This is a genomic window from Lentisalinibacter salinarum, from assembly GCF_040706555.1.
In the GTDB taxonomy this organism is placed as follows: domain Bacteria; phylum Pseudomonadota; class Gammaproteobacteria; order Steroidobacterales; family Woeseiaceae; genus Lentisalinibacter; species Lentisalinibacter salinarum.
This window is the reverse complement of record NZ_JAPDRH010000002.1, coordinates 925,533-949,374: the sequence shown is the minus strand read 5'-3', so window position 1 is coordinate 949,374 and position 23,842 is coordinate 925,533. Positions and strand designations below refer to the sequence as shown.

The window sequence follows — 23,842 nt, the reverse complement described above, 5'->3', positions numbered from 1 at the left end:
CCTGATGCGTCTCCGTCGCCTCACCCTCGTGAACTGGAAGGGCATAGAGTCCTGCGACGTGCGCTTCGCCGACGGCGTCACCATCGTCGAGGGCCCCAACGAGGCCGGCAAGTCCACCCTGGTGGAGGCGCTGCTCACCCTCATCCGCGACCTCGACTCCTCGAAAAAGCAGACGATCAAGGCGGTGATGCCCGTCGGCCGTGATGTCGGCAGCACGGTCACCGCCGAGATCGAGACGGGGGACTACCGCTTCGTCTATTCCAAGACCTATAACAAGTCACCCCAGACCACGCTCGACATCAGCGCCCCGCGCCGCGAGCAGGTCACCGGCCGCGAGGCACACGAGCGTGTCGAGGCCATCCTGAACGAGACCGTTGACCTCGCCCTGTGGGAGGCGCTGCTCACCGAGCAGGGCGCGAGTCTGGCACCCGCCGACCTGAAGGACTCCGAGGGTCTGTCCAATGCCCTCGACGAGGCCGCCGGCCAGGCCGCCACCGGTGTGGAGGACATGGATCTCTACGAGGCCGCCCGCGCCGAGTACGAGCAGTACTACACGCTGAAGACCGGCAAGCCGAAGTTCGCCCGCCTCGAGCAGGACTTCGATGCGGCGGTCGCCGCCCGCGACGCCGCCGCCGCCGCACTCGCCGAGGTGGAACGCGACGCCGCCGAACACGACCGCCTGCAGGCCGACGTCCGCCGCCGCCGCGAGGCTCTCCCCGATCTGCGGGCGAAACTGTCCGAGCACGAGCAGTCCTGGCAGAGCGTCGCGCAGCTCCGCCAGGAACTCGAGCTCGCCGAGACCCGCCTCGCCGGCGTCGCCGCGGAGGTGGCCGCGGCCCGCAAGACCGAACAGGAGCGTAAGGCGCTCGCCGACACCATAGCCACGGACGAGAAGGCCCTCGCCGAGCAGAAAGCGCGGCAACAACCGCTCGCCGACCGTGCTGCCGAACTTGCGAAAAAGGTGGACTCCGCCCACCGCGTCGCCGAAGACAAGCGCAAACACCGCAACGCGGCCCTCGAACGGGTGGAGGCGATCCACCGCGACCTCGCCTACCTGGAGGATCGCAATCGCCTTACCAACAACGAGAAGCGCCTGAAGGAGCACGCGACCGTCTCGGAGAAACTGAAACGGGACTCGAAGACGCTGCACGACATCGCGATCGACGACGCCGGCCTGGAGTCCATCCGCAACGCGAGTCACGAACTCGACAAGGCCAGGAGCAAGCGCGATCTCGCCGCGACCGCCGTCACCGTCACCGCCGAGCAGTCGCTGGAGTTCACCATCGAGGACGAGGACGTCCGCTTGGTCGAGGGCGAGGCGGAGAAGCGCTATGTCGCCTCCGGCCTCGAGATCCGCTTTCCCGGCATCGCCTCCGTGCGCATCGCGCCGCCGCGCACCGCCGCCGAGCTGGAGGCGGATCTGGAGGAGGCCGGAACCGCGCTCGCCAGCGTGCTGCAGCGCTACCGCGTCGCGAGCCTGGAGGAGGCCATCGAGCAGAACGAGTCCCGTCGCAACGCCGAGGCCGAGACGAGGCGGCTGCGTGCACGCGCCGCCGAGATACTGGCGGGCGACAGTGCCGAGGAGATCGGCGAGGCCGTGGTCTCCCTGCAGCGGCGTTGCGACGAGTATCTGGCCCGGCGTGGCGGTGACAATGGCCTGCCCGCCGACCAGATGGCCGCGCGCAAAGCGCTGACGGCTGCGGAGGAGGCGCTGCGGGACGCCGAGTCGGACTACGAATCGGCGCGGCAGCGCGAGACCGGCGTCCGTGAGGAACACGCCGAAGCGGATGCGGCGCTGCGAGAGACGCGGGAAGCCCTCATCGGCCGGGAGGCGACGCTGAAGGACCGGCAACAGCGCCTCGCCGCCGCCCGCGAGGAGACACCGGACGAGGCGCTCGATGCCAGGGTACGCGACGCCACCGGGCGCCTCGAGAAGCTGGAGGCCGACACCACCGAGCTCCGTCGGCGCCTCGACGAACTCGACCCCGAGTCCGTCGAGGCGCTCTACACCAATGCGCGGGATGCCCTGACCCGCGCCGAGCGGGATCTCGCCCAGGCCGAGCAACAGCGCGCGGTCCTCCACGACCGCCTGGAACGCGCCCAGGCCGACGGCCGCTACGAGGCGCTCGAGGCCGCCGAGCGCGAGGTGGAATACACCGGCGCCGAACTGGAGACCACCCGCCGCCGCGCCGCCGCGACCGAGCGTCTCTGGACCACGCTGAACCAACACCGCGACGCCGCCCGCCAGGCATACGTCGCACCGCTGAAGGAAGCCATCGAGCGTCTCGGCCGCATCGTCTTCGGTCAGAGCTTCGAGATCGCCGTCGCCGACGACTGGACGCTGGAGTCACGCACGCTCGAAGGCAGTACTCTGCCGTTCGAAAGCCTCAGCATCGGCGCCCGTGAACAGCTCGGCATACTGGCCCGCCTCGCCGCCGCCCGTATCGTCGCGGAGCAGGGCGGCGTGCCGCTCATCATCGACGACGCACTCGGCTTCTCGGACCCGGCACGGCTGGAGACCATGGGTGCGGCGATTGCGGCGGCAGGCAGGGAGTGCCAGATCATCATCCTCACCTGCACGCCAGGGCGCTTCGCGCAGGTGGGCAGCGCGGAGGTGGTACGCATGACGGAGGCCGCCGGCGCGGCCGGTCACTGAATCGGGCTACCGCCGCCGTTCGCGTCGTCCGCGCCGGAGGCCCGCAGCGCCTCCACGATCGCCCGATCCCGCTCGTAGATGTCCCGCCGGAAGGCGAAGTGGCCATCGTCGTCGAGGAACGCCGTGAAGTACACGATGTACACCGGCACGGGCTTCCTCAGGTAGATGGTGGTGGTCTCTGCCGAGGCGATCAGCTGGTCCACCCGGCCGGCATCGCGGTGGCCGTCGTGCGCGAGCAGCCACTGCGCGAGCGCCGTCGGCCGTTCCAGCCGCACGCAGCCGGAGGAGAAGCTCCGTTCCTGTTTGGCGAACAGCTCCCGGCTGGGCGTGTCGTGCAGGTACACGGCATAAGGGTTCGGCAGCATGAACTTGATCTGCCCCAGCGCGTTCTGCGGTCCGGGGCGCTGGCGCAGCAGGTAGTCGAAGCCGCGCCGGGTGACGTCCGTCCAGTCGATGGCATCCACCGGCACGAACACCTCGCTGCCGCGCGGCTTGGCATCGAAGCCCTTCGCCGCCTCGGCCGCCGCATCCGCCTTCAGCAGCGGCAGCTTATCCTTGGTGGCGATGCTGAACGGCACGTTCCAGTACGGGTTGAACACCAGGTACTTCATGGTCTCGGTGAACACCGGTGTGCGCCGGTAGGGCTTGCCGACGATCACGTTCATGGCCAGCGTGGTCTCGCCGTTCTCGATCGCGCGCAGCCGGTAGGACGCGATATTCACCCGGATGTAGGTCTGCGGCGTCGCGCGCGGCAGCCAGCGCCAGCGTTCGAGATTGGCGTCGATGCGGTCGATCCAGGAACTGCGCGTCGCGTTCAGCACCTCGAGGGTGCCTTCGCCCACCAGCCCGTCCGGCTCCAGCCCCGCCGCCAGCTGGAAGGCCTTCACCTCGCGCGCGAGGTCGGCGTCGTATTCGGGCGTGTAGTCGCCGGGGCCCATGAGCCGCTGTTTCAGCATGATGACGCGGTCGCTCGACTGGCCCGGCCGCAGCAGCGGGCCGGGTGCCACCCGGGCGGTCATCTCGTCGCCGGTGGCGGCGATCTCGGCGCGCCGGCGAACCAGAGCGGCGTACTCCGGATCCACCGGCCAAAGCGCCGCGAGACGCGCGGCCACGTCGCCGCCCGTGCCGGCCATCTCCAGCAGCAAGGCGGCCGCGTCGACTTCGGCTTGGGGCAGCTGCCAGTCGGCATCCAGGTTCGGCGGGAACACGGCGCCGCGGCCGCGGTGCAGCGCCTGCGCCAGGAATGCATCGGTCATCAGCAGCTCGAGCGCGAGGCGGGAGGACGCATCGCCCGCCTGCATCAGCTGCTCGATCGTGGAGCGGTGATAGCGCTCGGCATTGAAGCCGTGACCGACGGACTCGCCGATGGCGGTCAGCAGCTGCGGCGCCTGGCCCGCCAGCGGTCCGCCGTCCAGCCAGATCGTCGCGTGGTCCCGCGAACGGTACACCCGGCTGAGCAGCTCCGGTTCGAGCAGGGTCTGACCGCCGGCCGTCGGGAAGTCGCCGGCATCCAGGCCTTCGAGATAGTTGCGGATGTGGTCGGGGGTGGTCGGGGCGGCGCTCGCGCACAGGGACAGCGCGGTCAATACGAGCCCGACCAGCGCTCGGTTACAGGTTCCGGTCATGGTCATGTCTCGGTGCAGCCTCCTGCGGCCTGACGCACGGGCCAACTCTACACCAATCCCCGGCAGGCAATGCCTGACCGCGCAGCCGCCGCCGGCGGCAAGTACCTATTTAATGGGCCCGGCAGCGCCACCATGAGAACCGTAGAGAGGCCGGCCAGTCCGGCCGGCTCCGCCACCGGGAGACAAACGTGTTCCAAGGCATCCCGAAGCGCTGGCGGAGAGCGCAAGTCATAACCGCCGCACTCGCCCTGGCAGCGGCTACATCCCCGCTGTCGGCCCATGAACCGGAGCAGCTGCTCGACGTCCCGGGCTTCCGGCCCGACTCGCCGCAGGCAGCCGCCTTCGTCGAGGCGCTCGATACCGCCACCATCGCCGTCTACCCGACCCTGGTTCGCCGCGCGGACAGGACGGCCGTCTCGTACCGGTCCCAGGCGGAGGCCATCGAGCAGCTGGAGGCAGCCGGGATATCGGCAATCCGGCGCAACAAGCGCATCGACCTCGGCCGGATACTCCATGCGTCCCAGTGGGAGATATTCCAGGCGGACATGCCACGAATCGCCGATGTCGTCCGTCGCGGGCAGACGGAGGCGCGGTACCACCTGGTACTGGAGTTCCTGCTGCCGGTGAGCGATGACTGGATCTTCGGGATCGAGTGTTACGTGCTAGATGCCGCGGGCAATAACGCGATGTCGTTCCTGCTCAATTCCCATCACCGGGCATTCGCCGAGGCGGGGCTCGCCACGGAAGACGAAACGGAGGCCGAGCGTGTGGCCATGGTGTCGAGAGCCACGGCTGCCGCGGTCCGGGCGCTGCTGGCCAACATTGAGCTGCAGCGGGACAAGATGAGCCGGCTGGCCGCCTTCGCCGACAGGCAATTCGAGACCGTCGTATTCGATGACTTCGAGACGTCGGTGCCGACCACGGTGACCGGGGACGGCGTAGCGGTCGGCTATGTCACCTTCAGCGACGGCGTCAGCAGCGTGGAGTTCTCCGCCACGGCGGCCTATCCGCCACTGTCGGAAGCCGCAGCAGGAAACCGGGTGCTGCGACTCGACATGGACGTGCAGAACTGGTCCGGGTTCGCGCACTTCTTCCTGTACGAGGACGACGAGACGGCGCTCTGGGTCCCCTACGACTGGCGCGGCTTCGAGGGCATCAGCTTCCGCCTGTACGGGCACGGCAGCGGCACCGGCTTCTTCGTCGATATCATCGACAACCGCCGGCCGGACATCGCCGGCGATACGGCGGAGCGCTACGTGTTCTACTTCGCGGACGACGTCGCCGGCTGGCGCCGCGTCGTCATCCCCTTCGAAGCCTTCGTCCGCAAGGAAACCGGCAACGGCGCCCCGAACGACGGCCTGGGCCTCGACGCAGTGCACGGCTGGGCCATCGGCACGACGGCGACGGATGGTCCCGTGACCTTCTACCTGGACGACTTCTCGCTGCTGCGGCCCGAGTCATCCCCGCCGTCCACGGCGGCAGGGTATCCCGTCAACGAGGTACCGATGTATGGTCTGCATGAGAAGACAGAGCAGCAGAGACGCGCGGACGAGGCATACATCCGTATGATGACGGCAGGCGGGCGCTCCCGTGAGGCGGCCGCCGAAGTGGCGGCGAAGAACGCCTGGAACGTGTTCTACACCGGCGACAAGGCGCAGGCCATCCGCCGCTTCAATCAGGCCTGGCTGCTCGACCCGGACAACGCGCTGGCGCTCTGGGGTTTCGCCGTCACCTCCATCGATCGCGGCGACTGGGAAGCCGCGTTACGCTATTACCGCATGGCGATGGAGAGCGATCCGGAGAATCCGCGGCTGGAGAGAGACTACCAACTGGCCTTGCGGCAAATTGAGAAACTGGGAACCTGAGGGAACTCCATGAAGACACAGATCATCGTAACGAGCATCCTCCTCGGCCTCGCTCTGGCCGCCACCCCGGCCCTCGCACAGCAGGGCCCGCCGGAAGACAAGCCGGGCAAGGCCGCCAAGGCGAAGGAGAAGGTCGAGGCAGAGCGCGAACGCACCGAGGCCGAGCTGGGCGAGCAGCGCGGAGAACTGGAGCGCGAGCGCGAGCGCACCGAGGAGATGAGCCGGGAGATGAGCGAGGAGCGCGCCCGCGAGTACGGCGAGGCCGCCGAGGGCAAGGGCAAGGCCGCGGGCAAAGGCAGCGAGCAGGGCCAGCAGATGCGCGAGCGCCGCGACGAGCGCAAGCAGGTGATGGAGGAGTATCGCGAAGGGCGGGGCGAAGGGCGGGGCGAAGGTGCTGAAGCAGGCGACGAAGCTGCCGACGACGAGGACGCCGAAGACGACCAGGCGCAGAAAGGCAAGAAGCCCTGGTGGAAGTTCTGGGACTGACGGGTTCGCCGCGCCCGCGCAGTCGGTTGACGTTCCTGGCCCTGGCCGTGCTGGCCCTGCCGGCCTGCACGGCCACGCCGGCCGCCGTGCCGGGCGTCCCGGCCGGCCAGTGGCCGCATACGTTGCGCACCGAGGCTGACATCCCCGCCGTGGTCGCCGCCATGACCCTGGCCGAGAAGGCCGGCCAGATGGTGCAGGCGGATGTCTCCACGGCCACGCCGGAAGACGTGCGGGAATACGGCCTCGGCTCCATCATCAGCACCGTCCCGGAAGGCGACCTCGGCACCACGGAGGCCTGGCGCGAGATGTTCGACGCCTACCAGCGTGCCGCGCTCGCCACCCGCACCCGTATCCCGATCGTGGCGGGCATCGACGCAGTGCACGGGCATGCGTATTTCGACGGCCCGGCCACCATCCTGCCGCACAACATCGGCATCGGCGCCACCCGTAACCCGGCACTGGCGAAGCGCCTGGCCGAGGTCACCGCGCGGGAGCTCGCCGCCACCGGCATCCGCTGGACCTTCGCGCCCACCATCGCGGTGGCGCGGGACATCCGCTGGGGCCGCACCTACGAGGCTTTCGGTGAGACCGCGGAGCTGCAGGTGCTGTTCGCGAGCCCGCTGATCGAGGGCTACCAGGGCGACGACCTCACCGCGGAGGAACACGTCGGCGCCACCGCCAAGCACTTCGTCGCCGAGGGCGCGACCGAGGGCGGTGTGGACCGTGGCAATGCCGTCATCACGGAAGAAGAACTGCGTACTGTCCACCTGCCGGGTTATATCGACGCCATCGAGAGCGGCGCGGTCTCGGTCATGGCGTCCTTCAGCTCCCTGAACGGCGAGAAGATCCACGGCTCGAAGGCGCTGCTGACGGACCTGCTGAAGGACGAGCTCGGCTTCGACGGCGTGGTGCTCACCGACTGGGAAGGGGTCAGCCTCGGCAACCTCACCATGAAGGAGTCGCTCCTGGCCGGCATCGACATGTTCATGCTGGTTCAGTCGTGGAAAGAGGGCATCCCCGAGATCGTGCGTCTGGTCGAGGAGGGCGAGGTGCCGATGTCCCGCATCGACGATGCCGTCACCCGTATCCTGCGCCTGAAGTTGCGGCTCGGCCTGTTCGAGCGGCCGTACAGCTCGGACGCCCTGGCGGACGCCATGGGGTCCGACGCTCACCGCACGGTAGCCCGCCAGGCGGTGCGCGAGTCGCTGGTGCTGCTGAAGAACGAGGGCGGCATCCTGCCGCTGCCGAAAGACGGCAATGTCATCGTCGCCGGCAGCCACGCCGACAACGTGGCCTTCCAGAGCGGCGGCTGGACCAAGAAATGGCAGGGTGCCCACGAGGATCTGTATGGCCACGCCGCCCGGCCGGTGGAAGGCGCCACCAGCATCATCGACGGCATCCGCAAGGTCATCGGCGCGGAGCGGGTGATCGACGCCGGCGCCAACGGCGTGATCGACGGCGCCGACGTGGCCATCGTGATTGTGGGCGAGGAGCCCTATGCTGAGGGCATCGGCGACCGCGAGGCGGAGGTGCTGGTGCTGACCGACGAGCAGCGCGACCTCATCCGCGCCTACCACGCGCAGGGCACGAAGGTGGTCGCGGTGCTGGTCTCCGGCCGCCCGCTGCTGGTGAACGAGGAGCTCGAGCGTTCGGCCGCCTTCGTCGCCGCCTGGCTGCCTGGCTCGGAAGGCGAGGGCATCGCCGAGGTGCTGTTCGGCGACTACGGCTTCAAAGGCAGACTCGGTTTCTCCTGGCCGCGGAGCGCCGACCAGATTCCCCTCAATGTCGGTGACGAGGACTACGACCCGCTGTTCCCCTACGGATTCGGGTTGGGCTACGACCCGATCCCGTAATCGCTTTCCTGCCGCCTCTTGGTCATAATGCTGACCAGTCGCTAAAGCGCAGGGGAGCAGGCGATGACAACCACAAGAATCAGGGCTCCGTCCCGGCGCTTTGCGCTGCCGGCCATTCTGACGGCGGCGCTGCTGGCCGCCGGCTGCTCGAAGCAGTCGCCGGAGCCGGCGGATACGCCGATCGCCGGGACCACGCCGACGGCCACCGCTCCGGCCACCGCCGCGCCCGCGAAACCCGCCGTCACCGACGCCGCCCTCTCCGACGAATCCAATACTGCACAATGGGCCGCCTACGGCGGCACCCACTACGAACGCCGCTACAGCCCGCTCACGGACATCGACGTCAGCAACGTCGGCGAGCTGAAGGTGGACTGGTATCTCGACCTCCCCCGCGACGTCGGCCTGGTCTCCACGCCGCTGGTGGTCGACGGCATCATGTACTTCACCGGCACCATGAATGTGGTCCGCGCCGTGGACCCGGTCACCGGCGAGTTGCTGTGGCAGTTCGACCCGGAGGTGGGCAAGGCCCTGGCCGGCAAGCGCCAGGCCGGCTTCGTGCATAACCGCGGCCTCACCTTCTACGGCGACAAGGTCTACACCGCCACCTGGGACGGCCGGCTGATCGCCATCGACGCGAAGACCGGCGAACCCGTCTGGTCGGTGCGCACGTTCCCGGTAGACGCCCCGCTGTACATCACCGGCGCGCCGAAGGCGTTCAAGGGCAAGGTGCTCATCGGCAATGGCGGCACGGAGAACGGCCCGAACCGGGGTTTCGTGACGGCCTACGATGCCGAGACCGGCGAAGAGGCGTGGAAGTTCTGGATCGTGCCCGGCAACCCGGCGGACGGCTTCGAGAACGCGGCCATGGAGATGGCGGCCGAGACCTGGACCGGCGAGTGGTGGAAGCACGGCGGCGGCGGCAACGCCTGGCACGGCTTCACCTACGACCCGGAGTTCGACGCCGTCTACATCGGCACCGGGAATGGCGCGCCCTGGAACCGCAGCATCCGCAGCCCCGGCGGCGGCGACAACCTGTTCCTGTGCTCGGTCGTCGCACTCGACCCGGACACCGGCGAGTACCGCTGGCACTACCAGACCGTGCCGGGCGACACCTGGGACTACAACTCCAACATGGACATCGTGCTGGCGGACCTCACCATCGACGGCGAGGAGGTGAAGGCGCTGATGCATGCGCCCAAGAACGGCTTCTTCTACGTCATCGACCGGGCCACCGGCAAACTCGTCTCCGCCGAACCCTTCGCCGACGTCAACTGGGCCACCCACGTGGACCCGGAGACCGGCCGCCCGGTGGAGGCGGAGGGCGCGCGCTACGAGGAAGACCGCTACGACGTCATGCCCGGCCCCTGGGGCGCGCACAGCTGGCACGCGATGTCGTACAACCCGGACACCGGGCTCGTCTACCTCCCCACGCTGCACATGAAGCTCGGTCTGGGCGACGAGGACATCGACCGCGAGAACTTCAAGGCCGAAGCCTTCTCGGGCGGCATCGGCACGACCATCACCTGGCCGGAAGACCAGCCCAGGGACTACCCCGCATCGCTGCAGGCGTGGGACCCGGTGGCGCAGAAGGCCGTCTGGGAGATCCCCCAGGACAACTTCTGGAGCGCGGGCACGCTCACCACCGCCGGCAACCTCGTGTTCCAGGGCCGCGCGGACGGCAGGTTCATCGCCTACGACGCGCGCACCGGCGATGTGCGCTGGTCCTTCGACGCCGGCCTCGGCATCTCGGCGCCGCCCATCACTTACGCCATCGAAGGCAAGCAGTACGTCTCGCTGCTGGTGGGTTTCGGCGGCGGCTGGAGCGCCCTCGGCGGCCAGGACGTGGCCGACCTCGGCTGGTCATACCGGGCCCACACGCGAAGGCTCATCACCTTCTCACTGGACGGCACCGCAAAGATGCCGGCCCAGCCGCCGCCCGTGGTGCCCCAGCCCATCGCCGCCGACTTCGTGGTGGACGCCACGATGGCCGAGGCGGGCAAGCAACTGTTCGAGCGCGGGCAGATCGACGGCTACTGCTGGGCCTGCCACGGCATGGAGGCCATCGCCGGCGGCGCGGCACCGGACCTGAGGGCATCGCCGGTGGTGCTGGACGCCGAAGCGTTCGACCGCATCGTCCGCGGCGGCGCCCTGGTCGACAACGGCATGCCCCGCTTCGCCGACCTCACCGACGCACAACTGGAGTCGCTGAGACACTACGTGCGCGAACGAGCCGAAGCCGCCCTGTAGGAACCTGTAGGAGCGGCTTCAGCCGCGACCCCCTCGGCCGCGCCCCCTCAAAACCGCAGCCCGGCGCCCGCCTCGAAGGTCCTCGGGTCACCGGGCGCGGACTGCAGGAAGACCTGATGAAAGTAGTCGGTGTCGCCGAGGTTTCGTGCCGCGGCGAACACGTAAGCCCGATTCTCCGGCGAGTCGAGCCGCAGGTAGAGGTTCAGGAGCCCGAAGCCGGGCTGCGCATTCCACCGCTCGTTCTCTTTCGTGAAGAAGTAGTCGCTGCGGTAGCTGTATTCGGCGCGTAGCCAGGCCGTCCCGAGCCGGCCGAGCGGGCGACGGTGGTCGATCGCCACGGTGGCAGCCAGCCCCGGTGCGCGGCTCAGCCGATTGCCGGAGAGATCGGCATCGGTCAGGCTGTCGGTGAATGCCACGTACTCACGTCGTGGCAGCCAGACGGCACCGGCGTGCAACCTCGACCGCTCGCCGATGGCCACATCGCCGCTGATGTCGAGGCCGACGATGCGCGCACGCGCGGCGTTGTCGACGACCGAGCGCAGGCGGTTTGCGACGAACACCGTGCTCCGCACCTGCATGTCCCGGTAGTCGTAGTAGAAGAGGCTGCCGCGCAGCGTGCCGTCCACCGCAGGCAGGCGCAGGTTCAAACCCGCCTCCCAGGCCGTCATCGTCTCCGGGTCGTAGCGGTCGAATTCGCCGGGAGGCAGGTACTCGGGGGAGATGCCGCCGCTGCGGAAGCCCGTGGCCACGCTCGCATACACCAGAGCCTCCTCGCTCGCCGTCCAGTCGACGCCGAGTCTCCAGGACGTGTCGCTCCAGTCGCCTTCCTCCGTCCGTGCCACGCGGTTGTCGTTGATGCCGGCGCCGGCGCTCGTCAGCCGTGCATGCTCACGGCTCACGCGCAGGCCGCCGGTCACGCCAATGTCTGCACCGATTCGATGCGTGGCCTGGCCGTAGACCGCCGTCGCTCTCTCCGTGGTCTCTGCCGCGTAGTCGTAGAGCGGCAGCGACAGGCGTGCCGGCAGCCGCGTGAAGAAGCGGCTGTCCTCTTCGGCGGTCAGGAAGAATGCCCCGACGAGCCAGTCGGTCGTCTCTCCCGCGGTCGAGGCGAGGCGCAGCTCCTGGCTCCACTGCCGGTACTCCAGCGGGCGGACACCGCGCTCGCAGCTCACGAGTTCCGGTATGCCCGCACAGTCGTCCAAATTGCGCACCGTGCTGCCGGCATGGCCGCTCACGGAGGCGAGCGTCAGCGTATCCGTTTCGTAGACGACCCCGACTTTCGCGATGTCGTTCCGGATCGTGAGGTAAGGATCCGTCGCGGTGACGGTGGTCAGATGCACGTCGCCGGGGTCGGGCAGATGATCGATGCGCGGCAGCCACAACTCGCCCGTCGCACCGTCGTCCTCGACGTGCTGGCCCATGAGATCGACGGTCACCCTCTGGGAAGGACGCAGCCGCAGCGAGGCGCGCATGGCAGCATAGTCGTCCTCGGCAAAGTGCCGGTCGTCGACGGTATTACGGATGACGCCGTCGCCGTCCGCGGCCGCCGCCGCCAGTCGAAGTGCGGAGGCGGCGAACGGGACGTTCAGGTGAGCGTCCAGCCGGGTCGTGTCGAAGCTGCCCTGCGCGGCCTCGATACCGGCGCCGAACACCTCTGCCGGCGGCCGGTTCACGATATTGACGGAGCCGCCCGTCGAGTTGCGCCCGTACAGCGTTCCCTGCGGCCCCTTCAATACCTCGATCCGCTCTACATCGAAGAGGCGGGAGAGGGCGAGGTTGGAACGCTCAAGTTCGACGCCGTCCAGTGCAACGCTGACCGGCAGGCTGCCGACGCCGTCGTCGGTGACACCCCGCAGCGAGATGCCGGCGCCCCAGAGACCCTGGCTGACTACGACGAGACCGGGCACCGCAAACTGCAGGGGATAGAGACTGTCGAGGCCGGTTTGCTCGATCTGCGTGCCGGGGATGACGGCGATACTCATCGGCACGGCAAGGAGTGTTTCCTCTCGCTTGCGTGCCGTTACGACGATCTCCTCCAGCGCCTCCCCTACTCCCGGCGAGGGTGCCGTCTCGCCAGCGGTCGGCGTCGGCAGCAGAGAGAGCGCCGCAATGGCCGCAATGGCCGCAAGTGGCAGGCGGGGGTTTCCGATCACCGCGGCCATCACCACGGCACCACGGAACCACAGACGAGGGCGGACATGCCGAATACTCCCGGCGCAGCAACGCCGGCTCGCCGCGCCTGGCTCGATGTGCCGGCGACGCCATCATGGGCGCGTCCCGCGGAGCCGTCAATGCGCCGCCGCTGCACTCCTGTGGCGCTCCCGGTGCTACCATCGGCTGCCGGCGCAGGTGCCGGACGGTGCCGGGATGTCGATGCAGACGTATCGGTTTGGCGAGTTCGAGCTGGATCTCGAAGCCCAGCAGCTGCGCCTGCGCGGAGAGCCCGTCCACCTGGAGCGCCGTCCCTTCGGGTTGCTCGTGATGCTGGTCACTCGAGCCGGTCGCGTGGTCACCCGCGACGACATCGTTGCCGCGCTGTGGCCGTCGAATGTCGTCATCGACTTCGACTCCGGCGTCAATACGCTCGTGCGCAAGGTGCGCCATGCGCTCGGCGATACCGCCGATACGCCACGCTTCATCGAGACCGTGTCCGGACGGGGCTACCGGTTCGTAGCGCCGGTCACCGGCCCGGAACCCGCTCCCGGACCGCCCGCCGGGTCCGTCGCGTCTCCGGTCGTCCCGAGACGCCGGATCGCGTGGCCGGTCGCCGCCCTCGTGCTGCTGGTCGCCGTCGTAGCCGGCTACCTGGCCTGGCAGTCGTTCGGCACCGGGTCAGCCGCGACACGAATCGCAGTGCTTCCCTTCGACAACCTCACCGGTGAGGAGTCGCTCGCCTATCTCGCCTCGGGACTCACCGAGGAGACCACCACCTCGCTCGCGCAGATCGACCTGCCGGAGCTGAGCGTCGTCGGCGTGGTTTCGGCGCAGGCGTTCGTGAGAGAGGGGCTCTCGCTGGAGGCGATCGGCGAGGAACTCGGCGTGGACTACGTGGTGACCAGCTCGCTCCGGCTGGAGCGACCGCGCATCCGGCTGACGTCCCGGTTACTGCGGACCGCGGACGGCGAGCAGCTCTGGACGGCGTCGTTCGACCGCGAGCTCACCAATGTCCTCGGTCTGCAGCGCGAACTCGCCGTGGCGATCGCCGAACAGGTCCGCCAGCGACTGTCGCCGGAGGTCGCGGCGGCCCTCGATCGCCGACAGACGCAGAATCCCGAAGCGTACGAGTTCTATCTGAAAGGGCGTTATGCCTGGTCGCGGTTTTCGCCCAGCGCCGTGGAACAGGCACTCGGTTTCTATCGACAGGCGGTGTCGCGGGACCCTGCCTACGCCCTGGCCTGGGCCGGCATCGCGCACGCGCTCGCCACCTCGCCGATGACCATCGATGCGGAGCCGGCCGCGGTCATACCGGCCGCCCGCGAAGCGCTCGCCATGGCGGAGAGCCATGGCCCGGATATCGCCGAGGTACAGCAGGCGAAGGCGACGCTGCACTTCTTCATCGACTGGGACTGGCCTGCCGCGGAGTCCGCCGGACGGCGTGCGGTGGCACTGGATCCGAACAGCGCACTCGCGCACATGCTGCTCGGTCTCGTGCTCTCCGAACAGGGGCGTCACACCGAGGCCCGCGACCTGCTCAGACGGGCCCGGGAACTGGATCCGCTCTTCCCGCTCATGTACGCGAACTCCGCCGTCGTGGCGTTGCAGGCCGGCGACCCCGACGGGGCCGTGGAATTCGCGCGCCAGGCGGTCGCCATGAATCCGGAGTTCTGGGTCGGTCACCTGCATCTCGGCTCCGCGCTCCGTGCCCTCGGCGATCGCGAGTCGGCATTGCGTGCCTATGCCGATGCCGATCGGCTCTCCGCAGGTAACTCCAAGGCGGTGTCTTACCGGGGACACACGCTCGCGCGGCTCGGGCGGGACGCGGAAGCCAGGCAGATTCTCGCGCGCCTGATCGGCCGCTCGGAGGAGCGCTACCTGCCCCCGGTCGCGATCGCGGTCGTCTACGCCGGTCTGGGGGAAGACGACGAGGCACTGCTGTGGCTCGAGCGGGCACTCCTCGCCCGCGACGTGCATCTCATCGGCCTGACGCGTGACACCCGTTTCGAGGCGCTGCACGGCAATCGGCGTTTCGAGGCGCTGGTAGAAAGCGCCGGCATTGCGCCCACGGACAGCGCAACCGACTGATTTTCCTCCCTCCAGAAAAGCTCCAGCGAATCTGCAGGAATCCTCCATGGCCCGGCCGGCCGGCCGGGCCCGATGCTTCGTTCCGGACCGGGCCTTTTCCCGGCCGTGAGACAGCCTCGAAGAGGAGGGCAGATCATGCGGTTCGGATTCTCGTTCGTCGCAGTCGGCGCGGGCACGCTGCTCACGCTGCTCACGCTGGCCGCGCTGACCGGCTGCGGAGGGTCGGGCGGCGGCGCCAGGGAGCCGCCGGCGCCCGTCAACCCGCCGCCGGTCATCATCCCGCCGCCGGCGGGGGGCGGTTTCACCACACAGATGTTCGGCGCCATCGGCGCCGATGACGTCGACCTCGATTCCGAAGGCGAGGAGATCACGGTCTGGGTTGCACCGGACGGACGCTTCCGGTTCATGTGGCTGGACTACCTGAACTGGGAGCATGGCGACGCGCTGTTCACCGGCACGCTCACGTTCGATGGTAACGGCTTCAGGGGTGTCGGGCTGGCCTACGCCGGCAGCGATACGACATGGAGCGACGGCAGCACCGTGACCACGGTGGCGGTTACCGCGGAGATCATCGGCTACGAGGGAGAATGGGAATGGAAGAAGGTCGCGGGCACCTGGTCGACGGCGGCCGGTGATCATGGCCGCTTCGAGCTCACCGAGAACCACTGTCGCTGCTCCACGGACACCGCGCTCCAGCACCTGGAGGGACCGTGGTCCGGCCACGAGACCGGTTCGTGGAGCGACGTCAGCCTGACAGTGAACGCCGACGGGAGCTTCGCCGGCGAGGGCGGAGACGGCTGCACACTCGGCGGGCGGTTCTCGCCGGCGGATGACTACTCCGGGTTCTACGACCTGCAGCTTTCCGTCGGCGGCTGTTCGCGGGCCGGCGACTACGTAGGGCTGGCAGCCCGCGATAACTGGTACGACGTGTTCTACGTCTCGGCCGACGACGGCCGGTATGCGGTCACCTATGTGCTGTTCCGATGAATACGGGCACTACCAGGAGTTTCGCACGCACCGCAATGACGCGGGCGTGCTCACCCGGAGAGAAGGAGAAGACAATGCGCAGAGTTCTAGTGCTGTTGTGTGCGGCAGCGGTGTTCGGGCTGCCGACCGCGGATGTCGCCCGGGGTCAGCCGGCCGCCCGGCATTCCATCGTCGGTGTCTGGCAGGTGGAGGTCACCGTGCGCCAGGACGGCCCGGATTGCACCGTCACGCCGCCGGTGCCATTCGGCCAGAATCCGTTCCCGGCGCTGAACACATTCCACAAGGGCGGCACGGTCAGTGAGACCGGGTCGCGCAGCCCGCCGTCCAGAAGGAGTCCGGGCCACGGTGTCTGGCAGCGTGTCGGCCCGGGTGCGTACGAGGCCCGCTATACGTTCCAGGTATTCGACGGCAACGGCTTCCTGTCGAACATCATGGATATCCGGACGGACATCGAGCTGGCGCAGGACGGGCGGACGTTCCAGGGTGTCTCACGGTTCCAGTTCTCGGACGTGAGCGGTAACGTCGTACCCTTCTGCGCGACCATGGAAGCGGTTCGCTACGGGCTGTAGCGCGATCCGGCTGAAACGGGCCACAGGGGAGCAGACGGCTCCCCCGTGGCTCTTCGCCCTGATGCCTCCGTCTCGCCGCGCCGGGCTACGGTATCGCCACCGCCTCGTAATCTTCGACGATGTCCTTCCAGCCGAACTGCGACTGCCGCTGCCCGATGCGGATGAACTCTTCGGCCCAGTAGCTCAACTTCGTGCCGTTGGCCTCCTGCGTGTAGAACAGGAAGGGCTGCGGCGCCGGCGAGTTCGGAGAGGCCGCCGTCACCTGAATGGCGCCGTGGGTATCGTCGCCGCTCACGATGAAGCGCTTGTAGCGTCTCGGGAAGGCCTCGTTCAGCGCGCCGTGCTCGGTCAGGATCAACTCGCGGTACTCCTCCGGATCCATCCGCGTGCCGTCGCCCTGGGCGAAGAACCGGTTGGTGGCGTCGGAGTCGGTCTCGTAGAACGCCTCGCGGATGGTCGAGTCGTTGGCGAGCCGCCAGTGAATGATGCCGGTCTGCTGACCGAAGGCGTTGCAGAGGCCCTCGGCAACACAGCTGGCCGGATAGAACTGCTGGAACTGCCAGTCATTCGCCCGCGCAGCGACCGACAGCCACGTAATATCCGGCGGCGTGGTGGGCGTGGGCGGCGTGCCCAGATTGACCGCGATCGGGCCGGCGTCGTTGTACACGGTCAGCTTTACGTTGTTGCCGAAGGTGAAACGCGCCAGGAACGGAGCGAACGCGGCCGCAGCGACGCCGCCGGCACTGTGGCCCATCACCGTGATCTGCTTCGCTTTCGGGAACATCGCCCCTGCCACGTCCATGCCCGCGCTGAGGTTGCGCAGTCCGCGGTGATAGCGGTTCGGGCCGAACGGAAACGCGGCGTCGCCCTTCACGTCGTTGTCGCCGCCGAACGTGGAGCCGTCGCAGTACGGCATGTAGACCACCGAGTAATCCGCGAACGGGTTTTCCGGGTTGGTGGGATCGAAAACACCCGGGAAAGGACCTTGTTCCGGCGGAGACTGTGCTTCCGCCAGGATGTTGCACCGGGGGAAGTTCTGCCAGCAGGCGCCGCCGCCCTGCATGAAGACCAGCAGCTTCTTCGGATCGCCCTGCCGGGTAAACACGGAGTAGGGCGTGCCCGCGATGCAGACCGGCCCGTCCGGGCGCAAGCCACCGGGGTAGGACGGATCCGGTGAATACTGAGGATCGAAATCGTGCTTCGTCCAGACGCCGTATTCACTGGTGATGGACTGGGCCGTCCCCAGGTACTTGTCGACTCCTGCCGCCCGCAGCTCGTCCATGGCCTGGTCGTTGAGACCGGACGGGGCAGCCAGTGCCGACCCGGACGCGATGGCCAGGCACAGGACGAGGATCGAATGGATGGTTCTTTTCATTTTTGATTCCCCCTGAACGCCAGTGGTTGTTATTCGGCGGCGTTCGTGAGGGATGAGTATAGATCAAAGCCGCGCGTGTTCCGGTCAATTTCTCTGCGCACCACTCCACGCAAGATTATGTAAGCTTTTCGTCCAGAATCGCATATCGGCCTTTCTGGCTGGTTTAGCCTCTTCTGCGGCTAGTTGGTGCCGTTCGCTTTTTGCATGCTGGACTTTTTTGGATCGCACCAAACATGACGGATCCATTATCGAGCTGATTAGTTACGCTTGACGTAACTAATCACCGGCCGCATACTCAGAAGCAATTGGCAATCAAGACTTGGGCGACTGGCGAGACCAGAGCGATCTTCGAGGGGAAGAGTCCGCCGATCGTGCCGGCGTCGGTTGTCAGACGGGCGCACCGGAAGCTCTTGATTCTCGATGCTGCAAAGGATCTCCGCGATCTCCGTATGTCCCCGGGAAACCGACTCGAGAAGCTGCGCGGTGATCGGGCCGGCCAGTACAGCATCCGCATCAACAACCAGTACCGCGTGTGCTTCATCTGGCGATCGGGAGACGCGTACCGGGTCGAGATCACTGACTATCACCGATGAATGTGAGTAGTGCGATGAGCAGAAGAAGCCCCATCCATCCCGGCGAGATTTTGAAGGAGGAATTCCTGGAAGAACTCGACCTCTCCGCCTACGCGCTGGCGAAGGCGCTCAAAGTACCGACGAACCGCATCACGGGGATACTGAATGGCGACCGGGCCATTACCGCGGATACGGCTCTCCGACTTTCCCGCTACTTCGGCAATTCGCCGGAATTCTGGCTCAATCTGCAGGCGCGCTACGATCTGGAGTTGGCGCGCCGACTCTCCGGTGACCGGATTCGAAAGGAAGTGGCCACTTCAGCGGCTGCCGTCTGACAAAATGAACGCTTGGCGACCGAACTTGGCGCTAACCCGATAGCGGCCCTAGGGAGTGATCCAGCAATGCGATATGCGATTGTTATCGAAGCGGCTGAGGGCAATTTCTCCGCCTACGTTCCGGATCTGCCGGGATGCATCGCGACAGGAGCGACCGTTGAGGAAACCGAGTCGCAGATCCGCGAGGCTATCGAGTTTCACCTGGAAGGCCTGCGCGCCGACAACCTGCCGATCCCTCCTGCGTCCAGCCGCGTCGACTATGTCGAGGTGGCTGCCTGAACCTACTCCCGCGGCCGTGAGTTAGTGGGACGAGTCAGCTTGCCGACGGCCGGCGACACTACGCCACGTCCAGCAACGCCTGCGGATTCCGATACGCGATCGCCAGCAGCGTACGCGCCGCCCCGGACGGCGCCCGCCTTCCCTGTTCCCAGTCCTGCAGGGTCCTGACGGACACACCCAGCAGCGTGGCAAATCGGGACTGCGAGAGACCCGTCTTCTCACGAATCTCCGCAATTGGCGGGATGCTGATGACGCGTCCCGACTTGCCCGCCTTCAGTTCCTTGATGCCCTGGAGAATTTCCGCGCCAATGTCACGCTTTGTCGACATCCTCGATCTCCTCTGGAAAGCATTTCCGCACATGACTGCGCACGGATCAGGATTATACGGCATTGCCGTAGGCTCGCGATAGCAGAGAAACGGATCCAACACCGCTACTACTACACCACATCCCACGGCTTCGTCAGCGTTCCCTCCATATCCCGGCTCGTGTGCACGATAGCCAGGACCAGGATGCGGTCGTCTCTCACCGCATAGATGATGCGGTAGCTCTTTCGGAATATGAGTTCCCGAATATCCCGGGAATCGGTCTCGGGGACGCTCCGTCCCATCTGCGGGTGGTCGGCTAGCTTGCCGACTGATTCCAGAATTCGATCGATGAAGCGCTCAGCGGAAGCGGCCGAGTCGCGGGCAATGTAATCGAAGAGCACGCGGAGATCGGCCTCCGCAGGCGCCGTCCACTCGATTCTCACCGGGTGTCGTAAGAGTCATCCCCGATCAGACGGCTCCTGATCTCCTCATGAGGCGTCGTCTGTCCCTCATCAGCCGCCTTCAGTCCGGCCTCGATCTTCTGCTTCACGTAGAACTCGTACATGAGATCTTCCCAGGTTGCGTCTTCCGGCAGCTTGTCGACGATTGCCCGGGCGGCTTCCTTGACCGTTGACATGGTTTTTCTCGCCTGAGTTCGATGACGTACGTGGAGAATCAGCTTAAGTCAGCCGCTGATACGTGTCTAGCGCACAAAACCCGCCTTTTCCTGCAGAAAACGCTGCATACCAAGCGTTTCCGCTCATCCGAACCTCAACTGCTAAGCTAGGGCCGAGCCACGAACTCCGAGCCTCCCATGCCAACCCCCATCACCCGCCGCACCCTCCTCACCTCAACCTCAGCCGCCCTCGGCCTCACCCTCCTCCCATACCCCCTCCGCGCCGCGGCCGACGAGGTCTGGGATCTCATCGTCGTCGGCGGCGGCACCGCCGGCATGCCCACGGCGTATTTCGCCTCCAAGCGCATGCGCGTGCTGGTCATCGAGAAGGCGGGCATCCTGGGCGGCACGCTCGACCGCTCCACCGGCCAGGTGGCCGCCGCGAACACCGTCTGGCAGGAAGCCAAGGGCATCGAGGATTCGCCGGATGCGCACTATGAGGACATCATGCGCATCAACCACGGCACCTCGGACCCCGCGCTCACGCGCCGCTTCGTCGAGCACGCGGGCGAGGCGCTCAACTGGCTCGCCCGGCACGGCTACGAGGTGCTGCCCGAGCACCCGGTCACCGGCTCCGACCACGAGCACTTCCGCACGCCCCGCTACCAGTGGGGCCCGAAGGGCGGCTGGTCCATCTACGAGACCATGCTGCCGCTCATCGAGGAGCGCATCCGCAGCGGACGCCTGACCACGCTCATGAACACCAGCGTCGAGGAACTGATGCTGGATGCGGACGGCGCGGTCACCGGCGTCATCGCCCGCCCGCTGGAAGGCGAGCCCCGGCCCATCCGCGCCCGCAACGTGGTGCTGGCCACCGGCGGCTGCGCCGGCAACCCGGAGATGTTCGAGGCCCTGCACGGCGTGGCGCTCAGCTGCCGCATCGCCCATCACAACGCCCAGGGTATCGGCATCACGCTGGGAGAGTCCGCCGGCGGCTACGTGCGCGGCGGCGAGCACTACCTGCCGCTCGCCGGCGGCGTCCTGGCCAGCACGGACTTCCCGGCGCCGCTCTCGGCTTACGCCGTCCTGAACCCGCCCGTGCGCCCGCCCTGGGAAGTCGTGGTGAACGCGGACGGACGGCGCTTCGTGCGCGAGGACCACCCGAGCATCCATCACATCGAGGTGGCGGTGGGACGCCAGCCCGGCGAGACCCACTGGGCCGTGTTCGACGACGAGATACTCGACCAGGCACCGCCGCTCTTCGACGACTGGACCCGCGAACGCATGCGCGAGGCGACGAGCGACCATCCGATGATGTTCCGCGGCGAGACCGTGGGCGAACTCGCCGCAGCCACCGGCCTCTCACCTGCGGCGCTGACCGAGACCGTGGACACCTACAACCGCGCGCTGGCGGCGGGCAAGCCCGATCCGCTCGGCCGCGAGCACCGGCCGCTGCCGATTGCGAAGCCGCCGTTCTACGCGGTGCGGCTGCAGGGGTGGACGGTGGTCTCCTTCGCGGGATTGGCGGTGGATGCGGATCTCAGGGTGGTGAAGCGGTCAGGGGAGGCCGTGGCGAATCTCTATGCCGTGGGGGAGGTGATCGGGGCCGGGGCTACGTCGGGGAATGCTTATACGAACGGGATGCTGGTGACGCCGGCAGTGACGTTTGGGAGGTTGTTGGGGGAGAGGGTCATTCGATGATGATCAAGTAGCTCCTCGTCAGAACAAGGTATTCAGAGCAGGCCGAACTAGTTCCTCAAACACATCCAAGAGTCTCATGGACTATCCTCGCTATCTGATACGCAAGAAATGGCGGCACTGCATTCCCGACCTGAACGTACTGCTGAGTCCGATTCCCCTCGAAAAAGTAGTTGTCGGGAAAAGTTTGGAGCCTGGCGGCTTCTCGTACGGTCAAACTACGACATTGAGACGGCTCGTAATGAATGTAGTAGTGGCCGTCTTTGGATATGTGACTAGTTACAGTGCTGCTAGGTTTGTTGCGCGCCTGCACCTTGAATCGATCTGCAAACTTGCCAGACTGCCAATTCCTGTGATTCGGCTTCAAAGAGCCCGGAAATCCTTGGGAGCGTAGATTCTCGCCTCCATTCAAGCACGTGAAGGCTGAACAGAATAGATACCGGGCAAGATCGCCAACGACATGTCCTCTTGTCTCATGATTCGCAAAGCCACCGAGCTCTTTGTCCTTATACCACCATTCAAGCGCCCTCGGTCCCCGGTACTTCCGCCGGCTCGCCACAAAGCGCGCACCACGCCGCTTCGGCATAGGGTCCAAGTCTGTCACTCTCCTTATCGCATCGATATCAAAGTCAAACCGTGCGAGTTCCCGGGACACCAAGCGACCGGCGGACTCGACCGTACGTCGCCACTCCGAAAAGGAGTCCTCCTGTCGCGACAGTCCACTACGAAGTCTTGGGAGATCTGCGAGTACGTCACCTGCGTTGACGACTGACGAAGGAAAAAGCTTGCCTGGTTCAACGCGGAGGTCCCGCCGAACCCCCAAAAGAATTACGCGGTGGCGCGTTTGCGGGATACCGTAACTTTCACTCCTGATAACGTAATCCGATCGGCTGATCTCTGGCTTCCCTTCAGGATCTGAATTGCAGACTAGTGAGTGGATCTCATATTTTGGTCCACGCCGCTTGCCCAACGCGCTGCCTGGGCGCCGAAGGTCGTCACAGAGTCTGGGAAACAGACGACTTCCGCCAACGGACGACGAGAGAATTCCCTTGACGTTCTCCATAACGAAGATCTCAGGCTGGACCGTGTCAAGAACTCTGAGATATTCCCGATATAGGAAATGCCGTTCGTCCTCCTCGGGTCTGTATCCAGCCACTCCTTGATTGCGCGCACGCCCTACGAGTGAGTAGGCTTGGCAAGGCGGGCCGCCGATGACGATAAACGCTTCCCCCGTTTGACGGAGCATGCGCAGGCGATGATAGATAACGTCGTCGTCAGCCGAATTGCCAAGCGCCAAAGGACCGCCCATCGTCTCAGTTTGAGCGCTCTTGGCCTGACTGGGGTAGGTGGAAAACAATTCGCCACGACTTATCGTGCCACGGATGTAGTCGTAATACTCGGGAGGTGCCATTTTAAACTGTCGGAAAAATGCGCGGAGCTCCAGAGTCTTATGTGCACTCCGTTCCTTTTCAACCGAGAGGGCGATGTGGAAAGGATTATTCCCCTCCGAGGAGACAAATCGCGAGAAGCCCTCCCCCAAACCTCCGGGGCCAGCGAAAAGATCAATTACTGTGTATCTTTTTTGCATCGCTGTAGGTATGAGACCAGAAAAGCCAAATCTACCAGGTAGCACAGGCAAGTCCAGGTCAAAAAAGTCCCATGCCAGATGTTGTTGACAAGACCACCCGGTCACGCATGATGTCTGGCATCCGCGGGAAGAACACCAAACCCGAGTTGGCTATTCGCTCCGGACTGCATCAGAATGGCTTCCGTTTTCGCGTGCATGACAAGCGTCTCCCCGGCAAACCCGATATTGTACTGCCAAAATACAATGCGGTGATTCTCGTTAATGGCTGCTTCTGGCATGGACATGAGTGCCAGTTGTTCAGGTGGCCGTCAACTCGCCCCGACTTTTGGAAAGCGAAGATTGAGGGAAACCGCCGGAGAGACAATACGCAGAAAGCGCGGCTTCAAGAAATGGGCTGGCGCGTGTTGACCATTTGGGAGTGCGCTCTGAAGGGTTCAGGCGCAATGGGTCTCGAGAGCGTTCTCGAGGCTATATCGATCTGGCTAACGTCCTCTAACACGGAGGGCGAGATAATTGGTGAGGGATCTTCTCAGACTTGACCT

The 23,842-nt window shown here is 66.3% G+C and carries 20 protein-coding genes; 13 read left to right on the top strand and 7 right to left on the bottom strand.

What is annotated here, in order from left to right:
* The first annotated feature begins 4 nt into the window (after positions 1 to 4).
* Positions 5 to 2,656, top strand: coding sequence for an AAA family ATPase (locus tag ACJMKZ_RS07380; RefSeq protein WP_405232544.1), 2,652 nt, complete (start codon positions 5 to 7; stop codon positions 2,654 to 2,656).
* Here the strand turns inward: ACJMKZ_RS07380 and ACJMKZ_RS07375 are convergent.
* Positions 2,650 to 4,287 (bottom strand): L,D-transpeptidase family protein, encoded by a 1,638-nt coding sequence (locus ACJMKZ_RS07375; protein WP_405232543.1) that lies wholly within the window; start codon positions 4,285 to 4,287, stop codon positions 2,650 to 2,652. The genes ACJMKZ_RS07380 and ACJMKZ_RS07375 overlap by 7 nt on opposite strands.
* A 182-nt stretch (positions 4,288 to 4,469) precedes the next feature.
* Here ACJMKZ_RS07375 and ACJMKZ_RS07370 point away from each other — a divergent pair, with 182 nt between their 5' ends.
* The 4 genes from ACJMKZ_RS07370 to ACJMKZ_RS07355 all read left to right on the top strand — a co-directional run bounded on the left by ACJMKZ_RS07370 (position 4,470) and on the right by ACJMKZ_RS07355 (position 10,732).
* Entirely contained in the window at positions 4,470 to 6,146 is a 1,677-nt protein-coding gene (locus ACJMKZ_RS07370) for a carbohydrate binding domain-containing protein (RefSeq protein ID WP_405232542.1), read from the top strand.
* 9 nt (positions 6,147 to 6,155) lie between these two features.
* The gene (locus ACJMKZ_RS07365; protein WP_405232541.1) at positions 6,156 to 6,632 is read left to right on the top strand and encodes a hypothetical protein; all 477 of its coding nucleotides are present in this window, start codon (positions 6,156 to 6,158) and stop codon (positions 6,630 to 6,632) included.
* Complete coding sequence (locus ACJMKZ_RS07360; protein ID WP_405232540.1) at positions 6,614 to 8,485, top strand: glycoside hydrolase family 3 protein; 1,872 nt, start codon at positions 6,614 to 6,616, stop codon at positions 8,483 to 8,485. Before ACJMKZ_RS07365 ends, ACJMKZ_RS07360 begins: the two co-directional genes overlap by 19 nt.
* A 63-nt stretch (positions 8,486 to 8,548) precedes the next feature.
* Positions 8,549 to 10,732 carry a PQQ-dependent dehydrogenase, methanol/ethanol family gene (locus ACJMKZ_RS07355; protein WP_405232539.1) on the top strand — a complete coding sequence of 728 codons (2,184 nt, stop codon included), beginning with the start codon at positions 8,549 to 8,551 and terminating at the stop codon, positions 10,730 to 10,732.
* Positions 10,733 to 10,779: 47 nt separating this feature from the next.
* Here the strand turns inward: ACJMKZ_RS07355 and ACJMKZ_RS07350 are convergent, their stop codons facing one another.
* Entirely contained in the window at positions 10,780 to 12,885 is a 2,106-nt protein-coding gene (locus ACJMKZ_RS07350) for a TonB-dependent receptor (protein ID WP_405232538.1), read from the bottom strand.
* A 220-nt stretch (positions 12,886 to 13,105) separates the two neighbouring features.
* Between ACJMKZ_RS07350 and ACJMKZ_RS07345 the strand changes: the two genes are divergently transcribed.
* The 3 genes from ACJMKZ_RS07345 (at position 13,106) to ACJMKZ_RS07335 (ending at position 16,530) form a co-directional block, all read left to right on the top strand.
* Entirely contained in the window at positions 13,106 to 14,974 is a 1,869-nt protein-coding gene (locus tag ACJMKZ_RS07345) for a tetratricopeptide repeat protein (protein ID WP_405232537.1), read from the top strand.
* A gap of 135 nt (positions 14,975 to 15,109) precedes the next feature.
* A complete protein-coding gene (locus ACJMKZ_RS07340) occupies positions 15,110 to 15,961 on the top strand; it encodes a hypothetical protein (protein WP_405232536.1) in 852 nt (283 codons plus the stop codon).
* 74 nt (positions 15,962 to 16,035) lie between these two features.
* Positions 16,036 to 16,530: a hypothetical protein gene (locus ACJMKZ_RS07335; RefSeq protein WP_405232535.1), complete on the top strand. Its 495-nt coding sequence runs from the start codon at positions 16,036 to 16,038 to the stop codon at positions 16,528 to 16,530.
* Between the two features lie 85 nt (positions 16,531 to 16,615).
* Here the strand turns inward: ACJMKZ_RS07335 and ACJMKZ_RS07330 are convergent, their stop codons facing one another.
* Entirely contained in the window at positions 16,616 to 17,905 is a 1,290-nt protein-coding gene (locus ACJMKZ_RS07330) for a pectin acetylesterase-family hydrolase (RefSeq protein ID WP_405232534.1), read from the bottom strand.
* Positions 17,906 to 18,210: 305 nt separating this feature from the next.
* On the opposite strand from ACJMKZ_RS07330, the gene ACJMKZ_RS07325 reads away from it, so the two are divergent.
* The 3 genes from ACJMKZ_RS07325 to ACJMKZ_RS07315 all read left to right on the top strand — a co-directional run bounded on the left by ACJMKZ_RS07325 (position 18,211) and on the right by ACJMKZ_RS07315 (position 19,091).
* The gene (locus ACJMKZ_RS07325) at positions 18,211 to 18,498 is read left to right on the top strand and encodes a type II toxin-antitoxin system RelE/ParE family toxin (protein WP_405232533.1); all 288 of its coding nucleotides are present in this window, start codon (positions 18,211 to 18,213) and stop codon (positions 18,496 to 18,498) included.
* Between the two features lie 14 nt (positions 18,499 to 18,512).
* Complete coding sequence (locus tag ACJMKZ_RS07320) at positions 18,513 to 18,812, top strand: HigA family addiction module antitoxin (protein ID WP_405232532.1); 300 nt, start codon at positions 18,513 to 18,515, stop codon at positions 18,810 to 18,812.
* A 66-nt stretch (positions 18,813 to 18,878) separates the two neighbouring features.
* Positions 18,879 to 19,091 carry a type II toxin-antitoxin system HicB family antitoxin gene (locus ACJMKZ_RS07315; protein WP_405232531.1) on the top strand — a complete coding sequence of 71 codons (213 nt, stop codon included), beginning with the start codon at positions 18,879 to 18,881 and terminating at the stop codon, positions 19,089 to 19,091.
* A gap of 58 nt (positions 19,092 to 19,149) precedes the next feature.
* Here ACJMKZ_RS07315 and ACJMKZ_RS07310 read toward each other — a convergent pair whose 3' ends face one another.
* The 3 genes from ACJMKZ_RS07310 to ACJMKZ_RS07300 all read right to left on the bottom strand — a co-directional run bounded on the left by ACJMKZ_RS07310 (position 19,150) and on the right by ACJMKZ_RS07300 (position 20,035).
* Positions 19,150 to 19,419, bottom strand: coding sequence for a helix-turn-helix domain-containing protein (locus ACJMKZ_RS07310; RefSeq protein ID WP_405232530.1), 270 nt, complete (start codon positions 19,417 to 19,419; stop codon positions 19,150 to 19,152).
* Between the two features lie 110 nt (positions 19,420 to 19,529).
* Positions 19,530 to 19,841, bottom strand: a complete 312-nt coding sequence (locus ACJMKZ_RS07305; protein WP_405232529.1) for a type II toxin-antitoxin system RelE/ParE family toxin — start codon at positions 19,839 to 19,841, stop codon at positions 19,530 to 19,532.
* Positions 19,838 to 20,035, bottom strand: a complete 198-nt coding sequence (locus tag ACJMKZ_RS07300; protein ID WP_405232528.1) for a hypothetical protein — start codon at positions 20,033 to 20,035, stop codon at positions 19,838 to 19,840. Before ACJMKZ_RS07300 ends, ACJMKZ_RS07305 begins: the two co-directional genes overlap by 4 nt.
* Positions 20,036 to 20,212: 177 nt before the next feature.
* On the opposite strand from ACJMKZ_RS07300, the gene ACJMKZ_RS07295 reads away from it, so the two are divergent.
* Positions 20,213 to 21,715 carry an FAD-dependent oxidoreductase gene (locus ACJMKZ_RS07295; RefSeq protein WP_405232527.1) on the top strand — a complete coding sequence of 501 codons (1,503 nt, stop codon included), beginning with the start codon at positions 20,213 to 20,215 and terminating at the stop codon, positions 21,713 to 21,715.
* 55 nt (positions 21,716 to 21,770) lie between these two features.
* Here the strand turns inward: ACJMKZ_RS07295 and ACJMKZ_RS07290 are convergent, their stop codons facing one another.
* Positions 21,771 to 22,958, bottom strand: coding sequence for a DNA cytosine methyltransferase (locus ACJMKZ_RS07290; RefSeq protein WP_405233154.1), 1,188 nt, complete (start codon positions 22,956 to 22,958; stop codon positions 21,771 to 21,773).
* Between the two features lie 413 nt (positions 22,959 to 23,371).
* On the opposite strand from ACJMKZ_RS07290, the gene ACJMKZ_RS07285 reads away from it, so the two are divergent.
* Positions 23,372 to 23,839: a very short patch repair endonuclease gene (locus ACJMKZ_RS07285; RefSeq protein ID WP_405232526.1), complete on the top strand. Its 468-nt coding sequence runs from the start codon at positions 23,372 to 23,374 to the stop codon at positions 23,837 to 23,839.
* Positions 23,840 to 23,842 lie beyond the last annotated feature (3 nt).

Bases quoted from the DNA above. Each gene is read 5' to 3' on its own strand.
- ACJMKZ_RS07380 (WP_405232544.1), top strand. From the start codon at position 5: ATGCGTCTCCGTCGCCTCACCCTCGTGAACTGGAAGGGCATAGAGTCC.
- ACJMKZ_RS07375 (WP_405232543.1), bottom strand. From the start codon at position 4,287: ATGACCATGACCGGAACCTGTAACCGAGCGCTGGTCGGGCTCGTATTG.
- ACJMKZ_RS07365 (WP_405232541.1), top strand. From the start codon at position 6,156: ATGAAGACACAGATCATCGTAACGAGCATCCTCCTCGGCCTCGCTCTG.
- ACJMKZ_RS07355 (WP_405232539.1), top strand. From the start codon at position 8,549: ATGACAACCACAAGAATCAGGGCTCCGTCCCGGCGCTTTGCGCTGCCG.
- ACJMKZ_RS07345 (WP_405232537.1), top strand. From the start codon at position 13,106: ATGCAGACGTATCGGTTTGGCGAGTTCGAGCTGGATCTCGAAGCCCAG.
- ACJMKZ_RS07340 (WP_405232536.1), top strand. From the start codon at position 15,110: ATGCGGTTCGGATTCTCGTTCGTCGCAGTCGGCGCGGGCACGCTGCTC.
- ACJMKZ_RS07335 (WP_405232535.1), top strand. From the start codon at position 16,036: ATGCGCAGAGTTCTAGTGCTGTTGTGTGCGGCAGCGGTGTTCGGGCTG.
- ACJMKZ_RS07330 (WP_405232534.1), bottom strand. From the start codon at position 17,905: ATGAAAAGAACCATCCATTCGATCCTCGTCCTGTGCCTGGCCATCGCG.
- ACJMKZ_RS07320 (WP_405232532.1), top strand. From the start codon at position 18,513: ATGAGCAGAAGAAGCCCCATCCATCCCGGCGAGATTTTGAAGGAGGAA.
- ACJMKZ_RS07315 (WP_405232531.1), top strand. From the start codon at position 18,879: ATGCGATATGCGATTGTTATCGAAGCGGCTGAGGGCAATTTCTCCGCC.
- ACJMKZ_RS07310 (WP_405232530.1), bottom strand. From the start codon at position 19,419: ATGTCGACAAAGCGTGACATTGGCGCGGAAATTCTCCAGGGCATCAAG.
- ACJMKZ_RS07300 (WP_405232528.1), bottom strand. From the start codon at position 20,035: ATGTCAACGGTCAAGGAAGCCGCCCGGGCAATCGTCGACAAGCTGCCG.
- ACJMKZ_RS07295 (WP_405232527.1), top strand. From the start codon at position 20,213: ATGCCAACCCCCATCACCCGCCGCACCCTCCTCACCTCAACCTCAGCC.
- ACJMKZ_RS07290 (WP_405233154.1), bottom strand. From the start codon at position 22,958: ATGCTCCGTCAAACGGGGGAAGCGTTTATCGTCATCGGCGGCCCGCCT.
- ACJMKZ_RS07285 (WP_405232526.1), top strand. From the start codon at position 23,372: ATGCCAGATGTTGTTGACAAGACCACCCGGTCACGCATGATGTCTGGC.